Consider the following 22,364-nt stretch of genomic DNA (forward strand, 5'->3'; position numbering starts at 1 on the left):
TTTAATTTGGAGTGCTGTAGTAGAAATGACAGTTATGTTGTTGCTAATTTTTATGAATCTCATTTTTTTATTTCAGAAATAATTAATTAATTTCATGTCGATATTTTCTTTTTAATTAGAATGTAATTTCTTAAATTCGCCTTCAACAAAAAACAATTACATTTAATTCCTAATACAACATGTCTAAAACTGCAATATTAGAAATTGATGGCAACAAATATGAGTTTCCAGTTATCGTGGGAAGTGAGAATGAGGTTGCTATCGATATTGAAAAATTACGTGCTGCAACCGGCGCTATCACATTAGACCCGGGATATAAAAATTCAGGCTCATGCCAAAGTCAAATCACTTTCCTTGACGGAGAAGAAGGAATCCTTCGTTACAGGGGGTATGCTATCGAGGATTTAGCTGAGAAAGCTGGTTTTTTGGAAGTATCTTATTTGGTGATTTTTGGAGAATTGCCAACCAAACAACAATTAGAGCAGTTTGAGAATGATATTCGTAAATACACGTTGGTGAATGAGGAAATGAAAAACATCATTGATGGTTTTCCTAAAACGGCCCACCCAATGGGCGTGTTGTCTTCACTGACAAGTGCCTTAACAGCATTCAATCCTAAAGTGGTAAATGTTGAGAATGAGAAAGAAATGTATGAGGCGGTTTGCAAGACAATGGGTAAATTCCTTGTGATTGCAACGTGGACTTACAGAAAATGTATGGGATATCCTTTGAATTATTACGATAATACTAAAGGGTATGTTGACAACTTCTTGCGTTTAATGTTTGAGTTGCCGACAGGGCCATACAAAGTTAATCCAGTTGTAGTGAATGCATTGGATAAATTATTCATCTTACATGCTGATCATGAGCAAAACTGTTCTACTTCGACAGTAAGAATAGTTGGTTCTTCTCATGCAGGTTTGTTTGCATCAATTTCAGCAGGTGTTTCTGCGCTTTGGGGACCACTCCATGGCGGAGCTAATCAGGCAGTGTTGGAAATGTTGGAAGAAATTCAGAAAGATGGAGGAGATGCTGATAAGTTCCTTGCTAAAGCTAAAGATAAAAACGATCCGTTCCGTTTGATGGGCTTCGGACACCGTGTATACAAAAACTTCGATCCAAGAGCTAAAATTATCAAAAAAGCGGCAGACGAAGTGTTGGCTGAATTAGGCGTTAATGATCCGATTCTTAATATTGCTAAAAAATTAGAAGAATCTGCATTGCAGGATGAGTATTTCAAATCAAGAAACTTATATCCTAACGTAGATTTCTATTCAGGTATTATTTACCGTGCTTTAGGAATTCCAACAGATATGTTTACAGTATTATTTGCTATCGGACGTCTTCCGGGGTGGATTGCACAGTGGAAAGAAATGCGCGTGAACAAAGAGCCGATTGGTCGTCCGCGTCAGGTGTATACAGGATATGCTTTACGTCCTTTTAAGGAAATGAATGAAAGATAATATTTAGTATTATAATTGAAAAGTCCCGAGCAATCGGGACTTTTTTATTAATATAAATGATGTTAAATTGTTTTTTCTTCATCATCCGGTTTTTTATTGGCTTCTTCAACTTGCTTTTCCTTGATTTCCTCTGTGTTAGAAACTGTATCTTTAGTTTCTTGAGAGGAATTGGAATTGCCGGTTAAATTGCTAATAGTGTCTTCGGCTTTATCCACTACACCTGATAAAACTTCTTTCGCATCGTGTGCTTTGTCTTCAACCCAGTCAGCAGCATGTGAAGCTTTTTCTTTTGCTGCATCAATGAAATTATCCATTCTGTCCGGAATATCCAACTCTTCCAATTTATGCGCAGCGCTTTCGGCGGCATCAGTAACTTTTTCAACAACTTCTTTAGTAAAGGATTCTGTCTTGTTGATTGCTGTATTTGCCATCTCACTTGCATTTTCTCCTAACTCTTCGGTGCTCTTTTTGGCTTTGCCGAAAAGCGAACTAAAAAAACTTAATAGTCCCATGGTTGATTGATTTTTATCAAATTTACTAAAAAATTTTAAGAATTGCTTTATAGTTGTTTGGTTTTGTTTGGTGTAATGAATTGATAATCAGGATATTTGAAGGCGTGTTGTAAGGGCTGGTTATTTTTGGATAAGTTTTTCTTTTATCGTTGCCCTTTTTCTATCTTTGTAAAAAGCCCAATATTACAGCGTCATTTAATATCGTGTTCATAGTGAGCCGGTTGTGCCCTGGAAGGGATAAAAAGATAATGGTAGCGAAGTATGCTATGAGTAAGAATATAGTTTTTTTAATAAACACCTCTGAGATTACAGCCGGTACACGCGGAGCATCTTTAGGACCTAACGCTGTTATTACGGCAGCAAGAAAAAAAGGAAGTTTTATTTTTGGTGAACATCCCGTCGAAAAAATTAAAAACTTAAATGAGTTATTGGATCAGCCTACAGTTCACCAGTTTGCAAAACGCATAGATGGTTTGGTTGAAGTGTATTCGGTATTGAACAGCAAAGTTGCTTCAGTATTGGGAAATAATGAATTTCCTATAATTTTGGCAGCGGATCACGGTTCGGCCGGAGGAACGATTGCCGGAATTAAATCGGCTTTTCCAGACAAAAGGATAGGAGTGGTTTGGATTGATGCACATGCGGATATTCATACTCCATATACAACTCCTTCCGGTAATATGCACGGAATGCCTTTAGCGACGGCTTTAGGGATTGATAATTTGGAGTGCCAAAAGAATGAAGTTGCTCCAGAAACAATTTCTCTTTGGAATCAATTGAAGCAAATCGGAGGTGTTTCCCCAAAGATAAACCCGCAAGATTTGGTTTATATTGCAGTAAGAGATACGGAACTCCAGGAGGATAATGTCTTGAGTCGATTCAATATCGAAAATTATAAGGTGGCTGATGTACGATCTAAAGGTGTTTCCGAAATAGTAAAAGCTATTGATGAAAAACTGAAAGACTGCGATTGTATTTACGTGTCTTTCGATGTCGATTCGATGGATCCTGAGCTAACCTCTCACGGGACAGGAACACCGGTTGCAGATGGTTTAACACCGGATGAGGCAAAAGCCATACTTAACCATTTCGCTAATAACGATAAAACAGTTTGTGTTGAATTTGTTGAAGTAAATCCATGTTTGGACGAAAAGATAAATACTATGGCAGAAGTAACCTTGGATTTGGTTGAAAATATAGTGCAAACATTAAAAAAGTAAAAGTATGCAGCAAACTACAAACACTGTCCTTATGATTCGTCCTGTGGCATTTCGCAGGAACGAGCAGACCTTGGTTAATAATTTCTACCAAAAAACAGGTGAAACGTTATTGCCGGCAACAGCTAATGCTAAAGCACAGGTTGAGTTTGATGATTTGGTAGCTAAGTTGCGCAGTGTTGGCGTAAACGTTATTGTTGTGAACGATACTTTAGATTCGGATACACCGGACAGTATTTTTCCAAATAACTGGATTTCTTTCCATCAAACAGGCGATGTGGCTTTGTATCCGATGTTTGCAGAAAACCGCCGTCTGGAAAGAAGAGAAGATGTTTTGGATATCATGGAAGAAAATGGCTTTTATATCGAACAGCTTGTTGACTACAGTTCGGCAGAAGAAGAGGGGCTTTTTCTTGAAGGAACAGGAAGTTTGGTGTTAGATCGTGAAAATATTAAGGCATACTGCGCGCTTTCCGAAAGGTCCAATGAAGAACTCATGATCGAGTTTTGCGAAGACTTTGAAATGAACCCGGTGATTTTTGAAGCTTTTCAAACGGTAAATGGTGAGCGTAAACCTGTTTATCATACTAATGTGATGATGAGTATAGGGGAAACTTTTGCGGTAATTTGTGCTGATTGTATCGACGACAATAAAGAACGAAAGATGGTTTTGGATTGTCTTAAATCGGATGGAAAAGAAATTATTCTGATAACAGAAGATCAAATGAACAGTTTTGCTGGAAATATGCTTCAGGTACGAGGCACGAATGATAAACGTTACTTGGTTATGAGTACGGCAGCTTGCCAAAGTTTGACTCCGAAACAGGTCACTACTCTTGAAAAACATTGCGAAATTTTAACTTCAAACCTGGATACTATCGAGTCATGCGGGGGCGGAAGTGCGCGCTGCATGATGGCAGAAGTGTTTTTGCCGAATACAGAAGATGAAGAAGATTTAGATTAATTTTGTTTAAAATATCTAATAAAAAATGGCCTCAATTGAGGCCATTTTTTTTATATTAAATGGTTTTGAAAATGTTAACGACCGAACTACTGATGTATTGAACTCCAATGGCAATAACAATAAATCCAATAATCCTTGAAATTGCCACAATACCCGAGGCACCCAAAATTCGAGATAAATAATGAGCGCTATGTAAAATAATAAAAATGGCTAGTGCTACGGCTAAAATGGCTCCGCAAACAATGGCTTTATCTGTGTAGTCGGGGTAGTCCTGATAAAATGCAATCAGTAGCGAAATGGAACCCGGTCCTGCAAGCATTGGGATGGCTAATGGGGTAAGGGCAATGTCGTTTCTTTTTTGAGCATCGCTGGCTACCTTTTTGTTGACCCCTCTTTTTTTTCCTAAATTCCCGCTTAACAGGGCAAAACCGGAACTTACGATTACAAGTCCTCCGGCAATACGTAATGCATCAATGCTGATTCCGAAGAATTTTAAAACATATTCACCGATGAAAAAGGAGATGATTAATATAATAAAAACGTTGATGGCTGTCCAAAGCGAAGTTCGGGAACGCTCTGATTTACTGTCGTGTTGTGTTAATCCAACAAAAATGGGTACGGCTCCTAAGGGGTTTAAAACTGAAAATACGGCCGCGAAAATGTAAATAAATAACTCCATTGGTTTTGTTGCAAAATTAAATCGATTAGTAAAGATGCGTGTAAATATTGGGTTAACCAATAATTATTATATTGAAAATTCCCTGATTCACTAAAATAGGAAAAAAAGGATAAAAACAGTAACTTTATTAAAAAAATAATACAGATGAAAACACTGGTTATTGGAGCTTCGGTGCATCCGGAACGTTTTTCTTTTTTGGCGGTTGACAGCCTGCTTCAGCATGGTCACGAAGTTGTGGCTATAGGTGGTCATAAGGACAATATCGGAAATGTGAAAATTGAAACCGAAAAATTACCCTTTGAAAATGTTCACACTGTCACAATATACCTGAACCCAATGCGGCAAAAGGAATATTATGATTATGTAATCCGCCTTAAACCACAAAGGGTTATTTTCAATCCGGGAGCAGAGAATAATGAGTTTTTTGATTTGCTCAAAAAGGCACATATTCCGTTTGAAGCCGCTTGTACGTTGGTGTTATTAGCTACCAATCAGTATTAGAATCGGGTTTCTCCGGTAGCGGGTTTACTTATCAGCAATAAACCAAGCAGTGTTATCAATCCGTTAACAATGATCAATTCAAATGAAAATACATAGCCGCCAAACCAGTCTTTCGAATTGGAATTGATGAAATAAGTAATCAGCGGTGACACTATACAGATAAGAGGAACAAGCTTGTCGTTAACTGTTTTCGATTTTATGAAAAGTCCAAATCCATACAATCCCAAAAGCGGACCATACGTATAACCGGCAACTGTAAAAATCATCGTTACTACTGATTTGTCGTTAAGCGAATTGAAAACCAATATCACCAAAAACATCAAAAATGAGAAGGCAAGGTGAACCAGATGCCTTGTTTTAACCGTTTGCATATTATTGGCATTCTCGGCTTTGTCCATCCCAAGAAAATCAACACAAAAAGATGTGGTTAAAGCTGTTAGCGCACTGTCTGTTGTTGCAAAAGTTGCTGCTGTCAGTCCCAGAAGGAAGATTACCGCTGGAATAATGCTTAAATGTTTGAAGGCGATTTCGGGGAAAAGATAGTCGGTTCGGGTAACTCCATCAACCATTGGGATAGCAACACCATTTTTTTCGGCATACATATAAAGTAATGCTCCTACGCTTAAGAAGAAAATATTAATCAGTACAAAAATCCCCGTGAAGGTAAACATGTTTTTTTGTGCTTCGCCGATGTTTTTACAACTCAGGTTTTTCTGCATCAGATCCTGATCCAGTCCCACCATTGCAATTGTCACAAACATTCCGCCCAAAATCTGCTTTACGACATAATTCCCCTGAAGGTAATCTTCGTAGAAAAATATTTTGGAATAATTACTGTTCTTAACGGCTTCAAAAGCTTCAATTGCACTGAAATCCAAACTTCTGCAAACAAATATAATCGTCAGGAATACGGAGGAAACCAGGAAAAATGTCTGTAATGTATCGGTTATGATGATGGTTTTCAGTCCGCCGCGATAGGTGTAGGCGAAAATCAGACCAAGAGAAATCAGGACGGTAGCTGCAAAAGGCACGTTGAAATCGTCAAAAACATAACGCTGAAGCACAATTACCACCAAATACAAACGGAAAGCGGATCCAATGGTACGGCTGATTAAGAAAATGATTGCTGAAGTCTTGTAACTTATTGTTCCCAGTCGCTGTTCGATATAACCGTAAATGGATGTCAGGTTCATTCGGTAATATAAAGGTAGAAGTACCTTGGCAATAATAATGAATCCAATCGCGTTTCCTAGGATGAACTGGAAGTATTTGAATTGTAAATCGGGATTTCCCACTTCACCCGGAACCGAGATAAAGGTGACGCCGGAAAGTGCGGTTCCGATCATTCCGAAAGCCACCAGGTACCATTTCGAATTTTTATTCGCTTTGAAAAAAGTATCGTTGCTGTGATCTTTTTTGCTTACGATGTTGGAAATCAGAATAAGAAGTCCGAAGTAAATGATGATAATGGTAAGTATGGTTGCCGATGTCATTGTTTAAATTTTATTGCGCCAATTTACACAAATAATATTCAAATAGACAAATCGGATAATTCTCAAATTATTTACTTTTGCGACATGGAATTTTCTTCAAAATTATTAGAGCGAGCAGTAAACGAAATGGCTCAGCTGCCCGGCATCGGAAAACGAACGGCATTGCGACTTGTATTGCATTTATTAAAACAGCCGAAAGAACAGACAGAACAGTTTACATCAGCATTGCTCAAGATGCGGGAGGAAATAAAATTTTGTAAAAAGTGCCACAATATTTCGGATGTGGAGATTTGCGACATTTGCTCGAACCCATCTCGTGACGGTTCGGTTATTTGTGTGGTGGAAGACATTCGCGACGTGATGGCTTTGGAAAATACCGGAATGTTTAAAGGATTATATCATGTTTTGGGTGGTAAAATTTCTCCGATTGATGGTGTTGGGCCGAGTCAGTTAAATATTAATTCACTGGTGGAGAAAGTAAAATCCGGCGCGGTGAAGGAAATTATTTTTGCTTTGAGTTCGACTATGGAAGGTGATACCACTAATTTTTATATCTATAAGCAGATTAAGGATTGTGAGGTAATCACTTCTACTATTGCGCGTGGAATAGCCATTGGGGATGAACTGGAATATGCAGACGAAGTGACATTAGGGCGCAGTTTAATTCATAGAATTCCATTCGAGAATTCGTTAAAGAATATGTAGTTGTTACTTTTTTCTTTAATATCCCCGAATATGTTTAAAAATATCAATTGAAAAACTATATTTGTTTTTTTTAAAATGAGAATGATGAAAAAAGAATTATTTCTTTTGCTGTTACTTATAGGAATTTCTTCGGTTTCGTGCATATCTACAAAAGAATTGACATACCTTCAGAATAAAAATCAGGACGACAGTTTGTCTGTAAACGTTCACCCAATTGGTAGTAAACCTTACAGAGTTCAGGTAAATGATATATTGAGCGTAAATATTAAGGCTTTAGATCAGAAACTGGTGGACATATTTTCACTATCAGGATCTCAAGGAGGGAGTCAGTCGGAGCAAGCCATGTATTTTGAAGGGTTTACGGTGGATGATCACGGAAATATCAGAATGCCGATTTTGGGTGAGATGAATGTCTTGGGATTTACATTGGATGAAATCCGTCTTAAAGTGGAAAAACAGCTTTTGGATGAGTATTTTAAAAAAGAGGCCAATATTTTCGTTACCGTTAAATTAGCGGGATTACGATATACGATTAATGGTGAGATCGGCAGTCCCGGTACCAAAATTTTGTTTCAGGACAAAGCTACGATTATGGAAGCTATAGCAAACTCAGGGGATATTACCCTTACCGGAAACAGAAAAGAAGTGTCGATTATCAGACAGTATCCACACGGGACAGAAACCCATAGTATTGATCTGACCGATGCAAAGGCAATGCAATCACCCTATTACCTTCTACAGCCTAATGACTATATTTATGTTAAGCCGTTAAGACAAAAAACATGGGGAACGGGTACAACCGGAATGCAGTCCGTAGCGACCATTATTACGGCATTGTCTTTGTTTACAACAACGCTTGTGTTACTTAAAAGTCTATAATTTATGCTGGATATCAAAGATTTTTCTTTTACCGAAAATCAGAGCAGTTTTGATTTTAAAGGTTTTCTGCTGAAAGTTTCCAGTTATTGGAAATGGTTTGTGGTTTCCCTGGTTATCGCGTTTACAATTGCATATCAGGTCAATATCCGCAAGGAGAAAATTTACGAGATGGAGTCTTCCATTGTCGTAAAAGATGAGAATAATCCTTTTTTTACATCCAATACAAGTTTGGTTTTTAACTGGGGCGGGACTTCAGATAAAGTACAGACTATCATTACAGCCTTAAAATCCAGATCACATAATGAGGCAGTGGTGAAAAAACTTAATTATTATACTGATTATCTTATTCAGGGGAAATACAAATTACTCGATGCCTATGGGCAAGTTCCCTTTTATATTGTAATTGATGAAGAGAGAGACCAGTTGGCTGGAATTCCGGTCCGTATTAAATTCTTAAGTGAGAGTGAGTATCAGTTGACCGTTAATTTTGAAGCCAATGAAGTGAAAACTTTAGTTTATGCTACAAATTCCCGCGGTTCAAAGCTGGTTCGTGACAGTGAGATTACTAAAAAATATAAAGTAGGGGAGGCTGTTGATTTGCCTTTTCTGAATTTTAAGCTGCAAATCAATGAAGATCCGGGTAGCTACGTGGGCAGCGAATATTATATCCGCTTCAATGATTTTGACGGGACCGTGGCAAGGTACAAAGGGATAGATATAGAGGCCGGCGACAAAGCCGGATCTGTTATTACTTTGGGACTTCAGGGAACAAATAAAGCAAGATTAGTTGATTATCTTAATGCGACTGTAGAAATCCTAAGAAAGAAGCAGTTGGACAGTAAGAATCAGTTTGCTATCAATACCATTGCATTTATTGATAGTACGCTGCTGGCGATGGAAGGACAGTTGAAAAATACCGAAAGGGAGTTGGAGGATTTCCGAAAGGATAAGAACGTATTTGAGCTTGAAGGCGGTGGTGAGAAATTAACAGAGCGACTTTCGAATTTTGATATCGAGCGCGATGCGATTGAGCGCAAAATGGTGTATTATAATTCACTGAGCAGTTATCTTAGAAAGAGCACGGACTATTCGAGGCTGCCTGCCCCTACGGTTGCCGGTATTGATGATCCCAATATTGTTGGTAACGTAGGTAAGTTGATCATGCTTTCTACCGAGCGTTCTGAAAAGGCATATTCTTTAAAAAGTGAAAAACTTTTCAAGGAATTTGATAAAGACATGGAAGCCATTAAACAGGTTTTACTTGAGAATATCAAAAGTGCAAAAGGAGCATTGGAATACGATCTGGCACTTGTTGACAGAAAAATCAATGAAGCGGAGGGGACTATAAAAAAGTTGCCTGAAGAACAACAAGAGTTGTCTAAAATCAAAAGAAAATACGACCTAAATGATAATATTTACAGTACTTTTTTAGAGAAAAGAAGTGAAGCAGATATTGTTAAAGCAGCCAACGTTTCAGATATAGAGTTTATTGATACTGCAAAAGATGTTGGTGGAGGTCTAATAGGTCCTAAAACCAGCGTTAATTACATTTTGGCTTTACTGCTTGGGATTTTAGTGCCATTGGTAATCGTTTTAGTAATTGCCCTTTTAGATAATACCCTTCATACGACCGAGGAAATTGAGAGACTGACAAAAATTCCTGTAATCGGAGTAATCGGGAAAAAGAACACTGAAAATAATCTTGCGGTTTTTGAAAAACCAAAATCACCTCTGGCAGAATCCTTCAGGGCTGTTCGTTCGTCTCTGCAATTTTTGTACAAAAAACAGAAGGCGGAAGGAACAAAGATTTTAATGGTTACCTCTTCGGTAGGAGGAGAAGGAAAGACCTTTTGTTCCATAAATTTGGCGACGGTTTTTGCTTTGGGTGAAAAGAAAACGGTAATTGTTGGACTGGATTTGAGAAAGCCAAGAATATTTGGTGATTTTAATATTGAAAATAACATTGGAGCAGTTAATTATCTTATTGGTCAAAGATCAATCAATGAAATTGTTCAGGGGACCCATATTCCATATCTTGATGTTATCACATCTGGGCCTATTCCACCCAATCCTTCCGAATTGATTCTGAGTGATGCCATGGGTGAAATGATTCAAGAGCTAAAAGAGATGTATGATTATATAATATTGGATACACCCCCAGTTGGACTGGTTGCGGATGCACTCGAACTGGCCCAGTATTGCGACGCGACGCTGTATGTCACCCGTCAGAATTTTACAAAAAAAGGAATGCTTACCATAGTAAATGAAAAACATAAAAGAGGCGAGTTACACAATATAAGCATACTGTTAAATGACTTTGAAAACCTGGCGAAATATGGCTATGGTTACGGTTATGGCTATGGTTATGGCTATGGCTACGGAGCTTATGGTAACAGTTATATGGAAATGGAACTTCCAAAAACATTCATGGGGAAAGTAAAATCCGTTTTATTTAAAAATTAATTTTCAAATAAAATAGTGATTTGCAGACTTGTTTTTCCATAAAAGCATTGATAAAATTGAACTACCTTTGTCTAATAAAATTATAAAAGATGTCTGACACTAATGCAACTATACTGATAACCGGTGGTGCCGGATTTATTGGCTCTAATTTGTGTGAGTACTTTCTTGAAAAGAAGTATAAGGTAGTTTGTCTTGATAATTTTTCAACAGGATTCAGGCATAACATTGAAAGCTTTTTTTTAAATCCTGATTTTCAGCTGATAGAAGGCGATTTAAGGGATTATGAGACTTGTCTGAAATCTCTTGACGGGGTTGATTATGTTTTGCATCAGGCCGCTTTAGGGTCGGTGCCAAGATCGATCCAGGATCCGATTACAACGAATGACGTCAATGTGTCCGGATTTCTGAACCTGCTGCACGCTTCAAAGGAAGCGGGTATTAAACGATTTGTTTACGCAGCCAGTTCTTCTACTTATGGAGATTCGGAGAGTTTGCCTAAAGAAGAAGATGTTATAGGGAAACCTTTGTCACCTTATGCTATTACTAAATATGTAAACGAATTGTATGCTGATATTTTCAGTAAAACATATGGGATGGAAGTCGTTGGGCTGCGTTATTTCAATGTTTTTGGACGTAAGCAAAATCCAAACGGAGCTTATGCTGCGGTAATCCCTAAATTTGTGATGCAGCTAATGCAGCATGAAAGCCCGGTCATTAACGGAGATGGGAATTATTCCAGGGACTTTACGTATATTGATAATGTGCTTCAGATGAATGAACTGGCGATGTTGACCAAGAATCCGGAAGCAATTAATACAGTATACAATACAGCTTTTGGTGACAGAACCACTTTGAATGATTTAGTTCAGTATCTGATAGAATCCCTTTCTGAATTCGATTCGGAGATTGCCAATGTGAAAGTTATTCACGGGCCAAACCGCGTGGGCGATATTCCACATTCCCTTGCCAGTATTGACAAGGCAAAAAGACTATTAAATTACAATCCGCAATTTTCCATTTCGCAAGGTTTAAAAGAAGCTGTTAAATGGTATTGGGATAACCTTAAATAAAAGCATGATAAAGAGTATTTGTTGTATCGGTGCAGGATACGTTGGAGGGCCTACAATGGCGGTTATTGCTCAAAAATGTCCGCATATAAAAGTGACGGTTGTCGATCTGAATGAAAAAAGAATTGCAGCATGGAATGATGCTGATACAAACAACATACCGGTTTATGAACCGGGATTAGACGTTATAGTAGCAGAAGCCCGTGGCAGAAATTTATTTTTTTCTACAGAAGTGGATAAAGCTATTGAAGAGGCGGATATGATTTTCATTTCGGTAAATACCCCAACAAAAACCTATGGTGTAGGAAAAGGGATGGCAGCCGATTTAAAATATATTGAATTGTGCGCCCGTCAAATTGCCCGTGTCGCCAAGACCGATAAAATAGTGGTTGAAAAATCAACATTACCGGTACGTACCGCAAGTGCCATCAAAGATATATTAGATCATACAGGGAACGGAGTTCAATTCCAAATTTTATCAAATCCCGAATTTTTAGCCGAAGGAACAGCCGTAAGTGATTTGCTGTCTCCGGACAGGGTATTGATTGGAGGAGACACCACTCCGGAAGGACAAAAAGCAATTCAGGCTTTAGTAGATATTTATGCGAACTGGGTTTCTAAGGATCGAATCCTGACCACTAATGTTTGGTCATCCGAATTGTCAAAGCTGACAGCGAATGCTTTTTTGGCGCAGCGAGTATCTTCCATCAACGCCATGAGCGAATTATGTGAGAAAACCGGAGCGGATGTCAATGAAGTGGCAAGGGCAATCGGTATGGATAGCCGAATCGGACCAAAATTTCTTAAGTCGTCTGTAGGTTTCGGAGGATCTTGTTTTCAGAAAGATATTCTCAATTTGGTATACATCGCTAAAACCTATGGTTTGAATGAAGTTGCCGATTACTGGGAACAAGTTATTATCATGAACGATCATCAGAAACGTCGTTTTGCCAAAAATATCATCAGTACATTGTACAATACGGTTTCCGGAAAGAAAATCGCTTTCCTGGGTTGGGCTTTCAAAAAAGATACCAATGATACCAGGGAATCGGCTGCGATTTACGTTGCCGATGATTTATTGAGCGAACAGGCAATTATCTCTGTTTACGACCCGAAAGTGAAAGAAGAACAGATTTTATTGGATTTGAATTATCTTGAAACCCGCTCGGAATCGGATAACAAGAATGGAATAACTGTTGGCGACAACCCATATGGAGCCTGTAAAGATGCTCATGCTATTGCGGTTTTAACAGAATGGGATGAGTTTAAGAATTACGATTGGAAGAAAATTTACGACAACATGCTGAAACCGGCTTTCGTATTTGACGGAAGAAATTTATTGGACAGAAAAGAACTTGAAAAAATTGGATTTGTTTATCAATCGATCGGATCTTAAACAAATAAAAGCAGAATGAATATAAAAATCGCAGTCATAGGGCTAGGGTATGTTGGTTTGCCCCTGGCAAGATTATTCGCCACAAAATACCCTGTAGTTGGGTTTGATGTTAACACAACACGAATAGAAGAACTTAATAAAGGAGTCGATGCAACGTTAGAAGTAGATAATGATGTACTGAAAACGGTTTTAAAAGAACAACCAACAGATGCAAACGGACTTTTTTGTTCGGCGGTTATCGAAGATATCCATGATTGCAATTATTTTATTGTAACGGTTCCCACACCGGTTGATAAAAATAACAGACCGGATTTAACGCCTTTATACAAAGCCAGTGAAACGGTTGGGAAAGTACTCAAAAAAGGAGATATCGTCATTTATGAATCGACCGTTTATCCAGGGGTTACCGAAGAGGAGTGTATTCCGGTATTGGAGAAAATTTCAGGATTGAAATTCAATGTTGATTTTTTTGCCGGGTATTCACCAGAGCGAATTAATCCCGGAGATAAAGAACATACAGTAGAAAAGATTTTAAAAGTAACATCGGGTTCTACTCCTGAAATAGGACAGAAAGTAGATGCGCTGTATAAAAGCGTAATCACCGCGGGTACCCATCTGGCACCAACCATAAAAGTTGCCGAGGCCGCTAAAGTAATCGAGAATTCTCAACGAGATATCAATATTGCTTTTGTCAACGAACTGGCAAAAATCTTTAATATTTTGGATATCGATACGCATGCCGTTTTAGAGGCTGCCGGGACAAAATGGAACTTTTTGCCTTTCAGACCCGGATTGGTTGGCGGACATTGCATCGGCGTCGATCCGTATTATTTGGCTCAAAAAGCACAGGAACACGGTTACCATCCCGAAATTATTCTTGCAGGGCGTCGTTTAAATGACAGCATGGGAGAGTACGTGGCTTCACAGGTGGTTAAATTGATGATTAAGAAAAATATCAAAGTAAACGGTTCCAAAATTTTAATCTTAGGGATTACCTTTAAGGAGAATTGTCCTGATGTTCGCAACACTAAAGTGGTAGATGTGATCAATGCGTTGAAAGATTATCAGACAGCAGTAACGGTTTATGATCCTTGGGCAAATCCGGAAGAAGTTATGCATGAATACAGCCTGACAACAACTAGTGAAATTCCAACCGAGAAGTTTGATGCCATAGTTTTAGGCGTAGCCCATAAAGAATTCCTGAAAATGGATTTCAGTACTTTGCAAAAAGAAAACAGTTTAGTGTTTGATGTGAAAGGGATATTGGGGGATTTAGCAGATGCAAAACTCTAATTTTTTTAAAGGTTTTAATTTTATTGATTTTGCAGATGCCATTAGGTTTTAAACAACACTTTTGAATAAGCAGATCAGAATATACATTTGCCAATGTCGTTGAAGAAACAGGCGGTATATGGTTTTATTTGGACATATACAGAACAGTTTAGCGGACAAATAATTAATTTTCTTGTCAACATCGTCTTAACAAGAACTTTGTTTCCTGAAGATTTCGGGACTTTGGGAATGCTGTTTGTTTTTACGGGCATTGCTAATGTCCTTATAGATGGAGGGATGACGGTTTCGGTAATCAGAAAAAAAGATGCAGACGAAAGAGATTTTTCAACCGTTTTCTTCATTAATATACTGGTAAGTCTTTTTCTTTACTGTGTACTGTTTGTATCTGCTCCATTTATTGCTGAATTTTACCATAAACCAGAACTGCAAAGTATTTTGAGGGTATATTCCCTGACGATTCTGATACAGGCTTTTGTTGTAGTCCAGTCGGCAGTTTTACTTAAAAATCTGAACTTTAAAAGGCAGGCACTGATGAAAATTCCGTCGCTGTTGCTAAGTTCAGCCGTTGGGATTGTGATGGCCTTTAAGGGTTATGGGATTTGGAGTCTCGTTTTCATGTCTTTGACTCAGTCTTTTCTGTGGGCAATGTTTCACTGGGTTCTTAGTGATTGGAAACCCCTGTTTATATTTGATAAAAATCTGTTCAAGTCTCATTTTGGGTACGGATACAAACTCACTATTACTGAAATCCTGAACAGCTTTTTTGATAACATATATCAAATTGTTATCGGTAAGTTTTATGCTATTTCCCAAGTAGGTTTTTACACCCAGGCCGTTACTTTAAGGCAGATGCCGATATCCAATGTTTACGGTTCGGCAGGAAAAGTGTTTTTGCCTATTTTTTCAAAATTACAGGATGAGGAGGAACGTTTTAAAGAAACCTACAAGAAGGTTTTTTCTGTACTGTTGTTGATTGTTGTGCCTATTCTGGCGTATTTGGCTGTTTTTTCGGAACCTATAGTGGTTCTCTTATACACCGAAAAATGGAAAGACACTGCTTCCTTCTTGATCCCACTTTCTCTGGCAGGGATGTTTTTCGTTGTTTGTAATTTTAATTTGACAATGTTAAAAATCAAAGGCGAATCTGGCCTGGTTTTAAAAGTCGAATTTTTCAACAAGATGCAAATCATTTTTTTAATTGCAACTGTCATTGCCATGGGGTTTTCTATAAAGATACTTGTGATGATCATTCCCATTTCGGCCATCATAAGGTATTGTATTATCAATTATTATACTTCGAAGTATTTGCGTTTAGCTTATTTCGAAACGGTTTCTGTTTTATTGCAGTTTGTTGTAATTTCCTTATTTTCAAGCTTGTCATCGGCAGCTACGCATAAAATGTTGTTGAGCATCGGGTTTACAGAAGTTGTCAGTTTAATAGTGTCAGTATCAACAGGTGTATTATTATACGGAATTTTAATTCTTGTTTTTAAAAAATCCGTAGTTAAAGGATTAATAGCTTTGGTTAAAAAATAAACAGTTAAAAAAAATATCGGCATTTTGAAATCCTAAATAAATGTAGAAAATCGTTTTTTGAGAAATAAATTAATAATGAATAAAATAAAGGTTTTACACTGTATAGAGACTTTGGGGCCCGGTGGAGTAGAGAGAGTACGTCTTTCCATAGTAAAACAGCTGCCCAAAGATCGCTTCGAAATAAAAATTGTTTGTACACAGCTTCAAAGTGTTTTGCATGAGGAGTTTGAAGCTTTGGGAATTGAAATTGTGGTTGTCGGAAAACTGAAAAATCCTTTCGACTTTTCAGTACACCGAAAAGTACAAAAAGTGATTGCTGATTTCTGTCCGGATATAATCCATGGAGCCGTTTTTGAAGGAGTTACAATGGCAACAATTAATGGGTTTGTTAAAAGAGTTCCCTATGTTATTATAGAAGAAACTTCCGATCCAGTCAATCGTTCGTGGAAGGCGAATTTGTTGTTGAGAATCTTTTCTTTTTTTGCAGATAAAGTGGTAGGTGTATCGCCTGCAACCTGTGATTATTTACGACATACCGCTAAAGTAAAATCATCAAAAATCCGATTGATTAATAATGGGGTGAAAGCACCCCGAGTTGTTTCTGTTTCCGAAACAGAAGAACTAAAGAAGCAGTTAGGGATTACACCTGAAAATTTCGTAGTTGGATCTGTTGGAAGGATGATGCTTGACGAACACAAACGCTTTTCAGATTTGATTAAAGCTGTATCTTTACTTCTGAAAAAAGGATGCAATGTAAAACTGGTTCTCGTTGGTGATGGGAAGGAGCGGCCGCATTATGAAAAACTTGCAGAGGATCTTGGTATAAAAGAACACGTTCTTTTTACAAAATACCAGGATGATGTTGATAAATATTACAGCATTATGGATGTTTTTTCACTGGTTTCCGGGATGGAAGCTTTTGGTCTGGTACTTGCAGAAGCGATGTACTGTAAATTACCGGTGGTAGCTACAAGAGTTGGCGGAATGCAATATATTGTTGAACACGACAGAACCGGTTTTCTGGTTGAAAAATTTGATGTTCAGGCTATTTCTCAGGCATTGGGATCCTTGTACACCGACCGCGAAAAACTGAAAACATTTGGAGAAAATGGTTATGAAAGGGTTGTTAAGGAATTCTCAGAAGACATTTACGTGAGGAAAATAGAACAACTTTACGATGATTTAATAAACAGTAAGGAACTAAACTGATATGCTGGCAAGATTACTTTTTGTATTATCGAAAATAAATAATGCTTTATTAATCGTTTTATACAAATCGAAAGGGATTGAATTATCCAATTCGACAATGTTTAATAAAAGACCTCTTTTCTTTAAAATAAAAACCGCCAGAATCAGTATCGGAAGGAATACGTTGATTAATTCCAATAATTACAACTATCATATCAATATGCACAGTAAATGTAAGCTGATGGCGGACCGGTATGGCGCTGTAATACAGATTGGCGACAATTGCCGGATTCACGGAACCTGTATCCATGCTTATAAATCGGTTGTCATCGGAAACAATTGCCTAATTGCCGCTAATACCCAAATCATCGACGGAAAAGGGCACGCCTTATCTTTTCCTGATGTGGAAAACCGAATAAATACGACCGATTATGGTAATCCGATCGTTATCGAAGACAACGTTTGGATTGGCGCTAATTGTATCATTTTAGGAGGAACCAAGATTGGATATGGAACCATTATATCCGCAGGGAGCGTGGTAAAGGGCGAAATCCCGCCGATGTCTATTTATGGAGGTAATCCTGCGGTTCTTGTAAAATCATATATATAACATGCACATAATCATAGCCCCTATACATGATACTTTTTTTTCCGGCCGCATCTGGATGGGGCTGGATATTGAAACAATTAAGACAACACTCGAATCGGGCTTCGGTCATACCGTCGAAATTGTTGATTTTGCAAAAATTGCGGGTGATTATTCGGTACTGCCATATAATGCGGTTTTGTTTTATACGGCCAGTTATAATGAAAACTACAATCAGTTCATTAAAGATGTGGTTTTCGATATCAGTCAAAGCCGTCCTGATGTTTTGTTGCTGCCCAATATCGATCAGTTGTATTCCTTCGAAAATAAAGGCTATCAGGAATTGTATAAAAAGCGAATCGGGATAAAAAATGTTCCTGGATCCTATTTTGGCGATACTGATGATTTTTTAGCAACCGATGTTAGTTACCCTTTTGTGTATAAAAGCCTGAGAGGTGCCATGTCCAGTGGCGTTCAGCTGATTAATACTGGAGAGGAATTCCATCGGATTGTTCGAAAAGGCAAAAAGATTGGATTGGTAGAAAGGCTTCGCCTGCTTAAAAAGGAGCGAAAGAAACACAAAGACCAGTCTCTGCAGCCAGTAGAAAAATACAGTGACGTTAATTTTTCAAAATTCTTTACGAAACGGAATCCTTTTGTAGTTCAGCAATTTGTTCCCGGATTGGAATGCGATTACAAAGTACTTCAATTCGGAGAGAAGTATTTTGTTCTAAAAAGAAGTGTTCGCGATAACGATTTTAAAGCCAGCGGCAGCGGAAAATTCGAATGGGTTGAACCATCAGAGAAAGTATTGGATTATGCGGAAAGCGTGATTGTAAAAATGAATGTCCCGTTCAATTCTCTGGATATTGTTGAAACCGCCGATTATTGTGCGCTGGTTGAATTTCAGGGAATTGGATTTGGTCCGCTGACCTTAATTGGTTCCTCATTTTATTATCAGAAGTTTAATGGAAACTGGCAAAAAATAATGGCAAAGTCCAATTTGGAAACCGAATATGCCAATGCGATTCATTGTGGTTTAAATAAGTTCTAAAATGAAGATTATCCGATTGACCACATTCCTTGATTTTGGCGGGGTTGAAAAACGACTCGTCAATATTTCCCATGCAAATGATGGGAACGATTGGGTGTTTTGTGCCATCAATAAAGGAGGCGAAGCTGAAACTAAAATCAGAGAGCAGGGCAAAAAGGTGATTTCTTTTAACTGGGCTTACAAGATTCCGAATCTGCAAACTGTTTATAAATTATATACATACTTTAAAAAAGAAAGTCCTGATGTGGTGCATACATCAGGAGCAGAAGCTAATTTTCATGGAGTGCTTGCCGCCAAATTGGCTCGGGTTCCAGTGGTAGTTTCAGAAGAAATCGGAATACCGTCGCAAAGCCGAACAGCCAAATCCATTTTTGGGTTGATTTACCGGCTGTCTGATTTTGTAGTGGGTAATTCGCAACCGGTTATAGATTATTTAAAGACCGAAAATAAAGTTTCTAAACGAAAACTGAAATTAATTCCGAACCCGATGCTGTTTCCTGAACTCCCACAGACAGAAAAAACAAGAAGCGATGTTTTTAGAATAGTTTCTGTCTCCCGCCTGGAAGCAGTGAAAAATATTGAAAGCATTTTGAAATCCGTGTCCCGACTGGTTTCCGAGAATATAAATGTCGAATATGTGATTGTAGGGGAAGGAGCTCAGCGTTCTTCTCTTGAAAACCTGGTTGCTCAACTAGGAATCAAAGACAATGTCACTTTTGCTGGGTTTCAAAATAATCCGTATCCTTTCCTGCAGCAATCGGATTTGTATGTGCTGAGTTCCTATACGGAGGGTTTTTCCAATTCATTGGCAGAAGCGATGTACAGTGGCACCCCGTCTCTTTCCACCAAAGTGGGAGCAGCAGGAGATATAATTATGGACGGACATAATGGCTGGCTTGTAGAACCCAATAATGATACCGACTTATTTTTAAAACTGAAAGAAGTTATTAGCTTTGTCGAAATTCAACGAAATACCGTTGGGCATAAAGGGAAAAAAACTATTTTGGAAAATTATTCCCTGGAGAACCACCTTACGTCCTTAATGAATATTTATAAAAATTAAAATGCAGCAAAAAGTACTTTTCATTACTTGGGATGGGCCTCAAACCAACTATATGGAAGGCTTGTTTTTGCCCATTTTTAATGAGATAGGAAAGAAGCAGGCGGTTGATTTTCATGTGATACAATTTACTTGGGCAGATGCGGCTAAGAATGAAAAAGTGTCTCAACTAGCCAAAGCATTCAATATAAAATATACAAGTATTAAAGTTCACCGAAAACCTTCCAGTGCCTTAGGAAGTATTTGCACTTTGTTTAAAGGGATAAAATTTCTGGATGATTATATAAAAAAGAATGGGATTTCGATTGTAATGCCTCGAAGTACCATGCCTGCTGTGATGGTTAATCGATTAAGGTATAAAAATGTAAAAATTTTGTTTGATGCAGATGGGTTGTCTCTGGAAGAACGCATTGACTTTGCCGGTTTATCTCCCAAAAGCAAACAGTATCTTTGGCTGAAGAGGGAGGAAACAAAATTGCTTTTCAAGGCTGATGCTGTAATTACCCGTTCCCAAAAAGCGATTGAAATACACCGGAAAACCATTGATGAAAAGTATAATGATAAATTTTCGGTGGTTTTTAATGGTAGAGACACGTCATTTTTTGAACCTAATGAAAGTTTGAGGCTATCAGTTCGACAGGGACTGGGACTCGATCCATCTGACTTTGTTTTTGTTTATTGTGGTTCACTCGGACCCCAATACGGTTGGGAGGAAATGATTACTGTTTTTGAAAAGCGTTATTTGAACGACCCAAAGACAAAGTTTCTGATTTTATCTGGAAATCCCGAATATGCGTTGCAGCGTATTCCGGCAAAACTCAAAGAGGCGGTAATCGTAAAAAGTATTCCGTTTGATGAGGTTCCGAAGTATCTGAATGTTGCCGATTGTGCTTTTGCTATTCGAAAACCTACTTTCAGCATGCAGGGCGTGGCTCCGATTAAACTGGGTGAATACCTCCTGATGGGATTGCCTACGATTGCTTCAAAAGGAATTGGTGATACCGATCTTATTTTGGAAAAGGTGCCGCATTGTTTTCTTTTTGATCATTGTGATGCCAGTACAATAGATTTAGCTGTTAGCTTCTCATCTGAAATAAAGAATTATTCGTCCAAAGAAGAAATTAGAAATGCCGCTTTGCATTATTTTTCATTGGAGAAAAGTGCCGAAAGTTACCAAACCGCATTACAGAAAATATGAAAGTACTCTATCTTACCAAATACAGCCGGTTAGGTGCCAGCAGCCGTTTGAGGAGTTTTCAGTATTTTCCTTTTTTAGAGGAGGAAGGTGTGGAAGTGGCTGTAAGCCCGCTGTTTAATGACGCTTATCTTGAAGCGTTGTACAGCGGTAAAAAATCTGTGTTGGCAGTTTTTTGGGCCTACCTGAAAAGATTTGTAATACTGTTCAGTGTTTTTAAATACGATAAAATAGTTATAGAAAAAGAGTTGTTTCCCTATTTTCCGGCTCTTTTTGAGAGAATTTTAACGGCCCTAAATGTTGCCTATATTGTGGATTATGATGATGCTATTTTTCATAACTATGATTTGAGTTCCAGTAAGTTGATCCGTTATTTTCTAAGCAATAAAATCGGTATTGTCATGAATAAGGCTGAAGCCGTTGTTGCCGGAAATGATTATTTGGCGGAAAAAGCAAGAATTTCCGGCGCTAAGAAAGTAGTGATTCTGCCTACGGTTATCGATATTTTTCGATATAACGTTGTTGAAAAAAGAGACCGGGATAAAATTGTAATAGGTTGGATTGGTTCTCCTTCGACCTTTAAATACGTAAAAAACATTTTTCCTGTTTTTGAAGAACTGTCAAGGTTGTATCCGATAGAAGTACATATTGTTGGAGCCATGGAAAATGTGTCCGTTTCTTTTCCGTTGCAATTTATCAAATGGTCAGAAGATACCGAAGCAGCTTCCATAGCTGGTTTTGATATCGGAATCATGCCTTTGGAAAATTCATCATGGGAAAAAGGGAAATGTGCGTATAAGCTGATTCAGTACATGGCTTGTGGGATTCCTGTTGTGGCTTCCCCGGTGAGCATGAATACTGTGGTGGTACAACCGGGTAAAAACGGATTTTTAGCGGAAAACCAGAAGCAATGGTTTAAATGCATAGAAGAAATATTATCGGATAAAAGAAAATGTTTTACATTTGGACTTGCCGGAAGACAGCTTGTCGAAAGAGAGTACACTGTGCAGGGTAACTTTTCAAAAGTAGCTGCGATTCTGAAGAAATGATGAAATGCTTTATATAGATTTTACAATCTACCGCCAGCCCTCAAATAATAAATATCCTAACGAA

Annotated in this window: 20 protein-coding genes; 17 read left to right on the forward strand and 3 right to left on the reverse strand. The window is 38.1% G+C overall.

All coding sequences use genetic code 11. The features are described 5' to 3' along the window. Positions 1-179 precede the first annotated feature (179 nt). Positions 180-1,463 carry a citrate synthase gene (locus FEDK69T_RS10195; protein ID WP_023574084.1) on the forward strand — a complete coding sequence of 428 codons (1,284 nt, stop codon included), beginning with the start codon at positions 180-182 and terminating at the stop codon, positions 1,461-1,463. A gap of 62 nt (positions 1,464-1,525) precedes the next feature. Here FEDK69T_RS10195 and FEDK69T_RS10200 read toward each other — a convergent pair whose 3' ends face one another. Further along, positions 1,526-1,975, reverse strand: coding sequence for a hypothetical protein (locus FEDK69T_RS10200; protein ID WP_023574085.1), 450 nt, complete (start codon positions 1,973-1,975; stop codon positions 1,526-1,528). A 248-nt stretch (positions 1,976-2,223) separates the two neighbouring features. On the opposite strand from FEDK69T_RS10200, the gene FEDK69T_RS10205 reads away from it, so the two are divergent. Continuing rightward, a complete protein-coding gene (locus FEDK69T_RS10205; protein WP_023574086.1) occupies positions 2,224-3,195 on the forward strand; it encodes an arginase in 972 nt (323 codons plus the stop codon). A gap of 4 nt (positions 3,196-3,199) precedes the next feature. Beyond that, entirely contained in the window at positions 3,200-4,156 is a 957-nt protein-coding gene (gene ctlX / locus FEDK69T_RS10210) for a citrulline utilization hydrolase CtlX (protein ID WP_035629585.1), read from the forward strand. Positions 4,157-4,211: 55 nt separating this feature from the next. Here the strand turns inward: ctlX and FEDK69T_RS10215 are convergent, their stop codons facing one another. Beyond that, positions 4,212-4,835: a MarC family NAAT transporter gene (locus tag FEDK69T_RS10215; protein WP_023574088.1), complete on the reverse strand. Its 624-nt coding sequence runs from the start codon at positions 4,833-4,835 to the stop codon at positions 4,212-4,214. A 144-nt stretch (positions 4,836-4,979) separates the two neighbouring features. On the opposite strand from FEDK69T_RS10215, the gene FEDK69T_RS10220 reads away from it, so the two are divergent. Next, entirely contained in the window at positions 4,980-5,336 is a 357-nt protein-coding gene (locus FEDK69T_RS10220) for a CoA-binding protein (RefSeq protein WP_023574089.1), read from the forward strand. On the opposite strand, the gene FEDK69T_RS10225 is transcribed toward FEDK69T_RS10220, so the two are convergent. Continuing rightward, the gene (locus FEDK69T_RS10225; protein ID WP_023574090.1) at positions 5,333-6,829 is read right to left on the reverse strand and encodes a sodium:solute symporter; all 1,497 of its coding nucleotides are present in this window, start codon (positions 6,827-6,829) and stop codon (positions 5,333-5,335) included. The two genes, FEDK69T_RS10220 and FEDK69T_RS10225, sit on opposite strands and share 4 nt — an antisense overlap. An 84-nt stretch (positions 6,830-6,913) precedes the next feature. On the opposite strand from FEDK69T_RS10225, the gene recR reads away from it, so the two are divergent. The 13 genes from recR (at position 6,914) to FEDK69T_RS10290 (ending at position 22,300) form a co-directional block, all read left to right on the forward strand. Next, positions 6,914-7,534 (forward strand): recombination mediator RecR, encoded by a 621-nt coding sequence (gene recR / locus FEDK69T_RS10230; protein WP_023574091.1) that lies wholly within the window; start codon positions 6,914-6,916, stop codon positions 7,532-7,534. An 84-nt stretch (positions 7,535-7,618) separates the two neighbouring features. Then, complete coding sequence (locus FEDK69T_RS10235) at positions 7,619-8,413, forward strand: polysaccharide biosynthesis/export family protein (RefSeq protein WP_035629730.1); 795 nt, start codon at positions 7,619-7,621, stop codon at positions 8,411-8,413. Positions 8,414-8,416: 3 nt separating this feature from the next. Beyond that, positions 8,417-10,876 carry an exopolysaccharide transport family protein gene (locus FEDK69T_RS10240; RefSeq protein ID WP_023574093.1) on the forward strand — a complete coding sequence of 820 codons (2,460 nt, stop codon included), beginning with the start codon at positions 8,417-8,419 and terminating at the stop codon, positions 10,874-10,876. Positions 10,877-10,965: 89 nt separating this feature from the next. After that, entirely contained in the window at positions 10,966-11,946 is a 981-nt protein-coding gene (locus FEDK69T_RS10245) for an SDR family oxidoreductase (protein WP_023574094.1), read from the forward strand. Positions 11,947-11,950: 4 nt separating this feature from the next. Beyond that, positions 11,951-13,339, forward strand: a complete 1,389-nt coding sequence (locus FEDK69T_RS10250; RefSeq protein ID WP_023574095.1) for a UDP-glucose 6-dehydrogenase — start codon at positions 11,951-11,953, stop codon at positions 13,337-13,339. Between the two features lie 15 nt (positions 13,340-13,354). Then, positions 13,355-14,632, forward strand: coding sequence for a nucleotide sugar dehydrogenase (locus FEDK69T_RS10255; RefSeq protein ID WP_023574096.1), 1,278 nt, complete (start codon positions 13,355-13,357; stop codon positions 14,630-14,632). Positions 14,633-14,725: 93 nt separating this feature from the next. Continuing rightward, the gene (locus FEDK69T_RS10260; RefSeq protein WP_023574097.1) at positions 14,726-16,168 is read left to right on the forward strand and encodes a lipopolysaccharide biosynthesis protein; all 1,443 of its coding nucleotides are present in this window, start codon (positions 14,726-14,728) and stop codon (positions 16,166-16,168) included. A 75-nt stretch (positions 16,169-16,243) separates the two neighbouring features. After that, on the forward strand, positions 16,244-17,377 hold the full coding sequence (locus FEDK69T_RS10265; protein WP_035629587.1) for a glycosyltransferase: 1,134 nt from the start codon (positions 16,244-16,246) through the stop codon (positions 17,375-17,377). A 1-nt stretch (position 17,378) separates the two neighbouring features. Continuing rightward, on the forward strand, positions 17,379-17,966 hold the full coding sequence (locus tag FEDK69T_RS10270) for an acyltransferase (RefSeq protein WP_051385120.1): 588 nt from the start codon (positions 17,379-17,381) through the stop codon (positions 17,964-17,966). A gap of 1 nt (position 17,967) precedes the next feature. Continuing rightward, positions 17,968-18,996 (forward strand): ATP-grasp domain-containing protein, encoded by a 1,029-nt coding sequence (locus FEDK69T_RS10275; RefSeq protein WP_035629590.1) that lies wholly within the window; start codon positions 17,968-17,970, stop codon positions 18,994-18,996. Position 18,997: 1 nt separating this feature from the next. Then, positions 18,998-20,059, forward strand: coding sequence for a glycosyltransferase (locus tag FEDK69T_RS10280; RefSeq protein WP_023574102.1), 1,062 nt, complete (start codon positions 18,998-19,000; stop codon positions 20,057-20,059). A 1-nt stretch (position 20,060) separates the two neighbouring features. After that, the gene (locus FEDK69T_RS10285) at positions 20,061-21,254 is read left to right on the forward strand and encodes a glycosyltransferase (RefSeq protein ID WP_023574103.1); all 1,194 of its coding nucleotides are present in this window, start codon (positions 20,061-20,063) and stop codon (positions 21,252-21,254) included. Further along, a complete protein-coding gene (locus tag FEDK69T_RS10290; RefSeq protein WP_035629593.1) occupies positions 21,251-22,300 on the forward strand; it encodes a glycosyltransferase family 4 protein in 1,050 nt (349 codons plus the stop codon). The genes FEDK69T_RS10285 and FEDK69T_RS10290 overlap by 4 nt, the downstream gene beginning before the upstream one ends. Positions 22,301-22,364 lie beyond the last annotated feature (64 nt).

It is taken from the genome of Flavobacterium enshiense DK69 (assembly GCF_000498495.1).
Classification (GTDB): domain Bacteria; phylum Bacteroidota; class Bacteroidia; order Flavobacteriales; family Flavobacteriaceae; genus Flavobacterium; species Flavobacterium enshiense.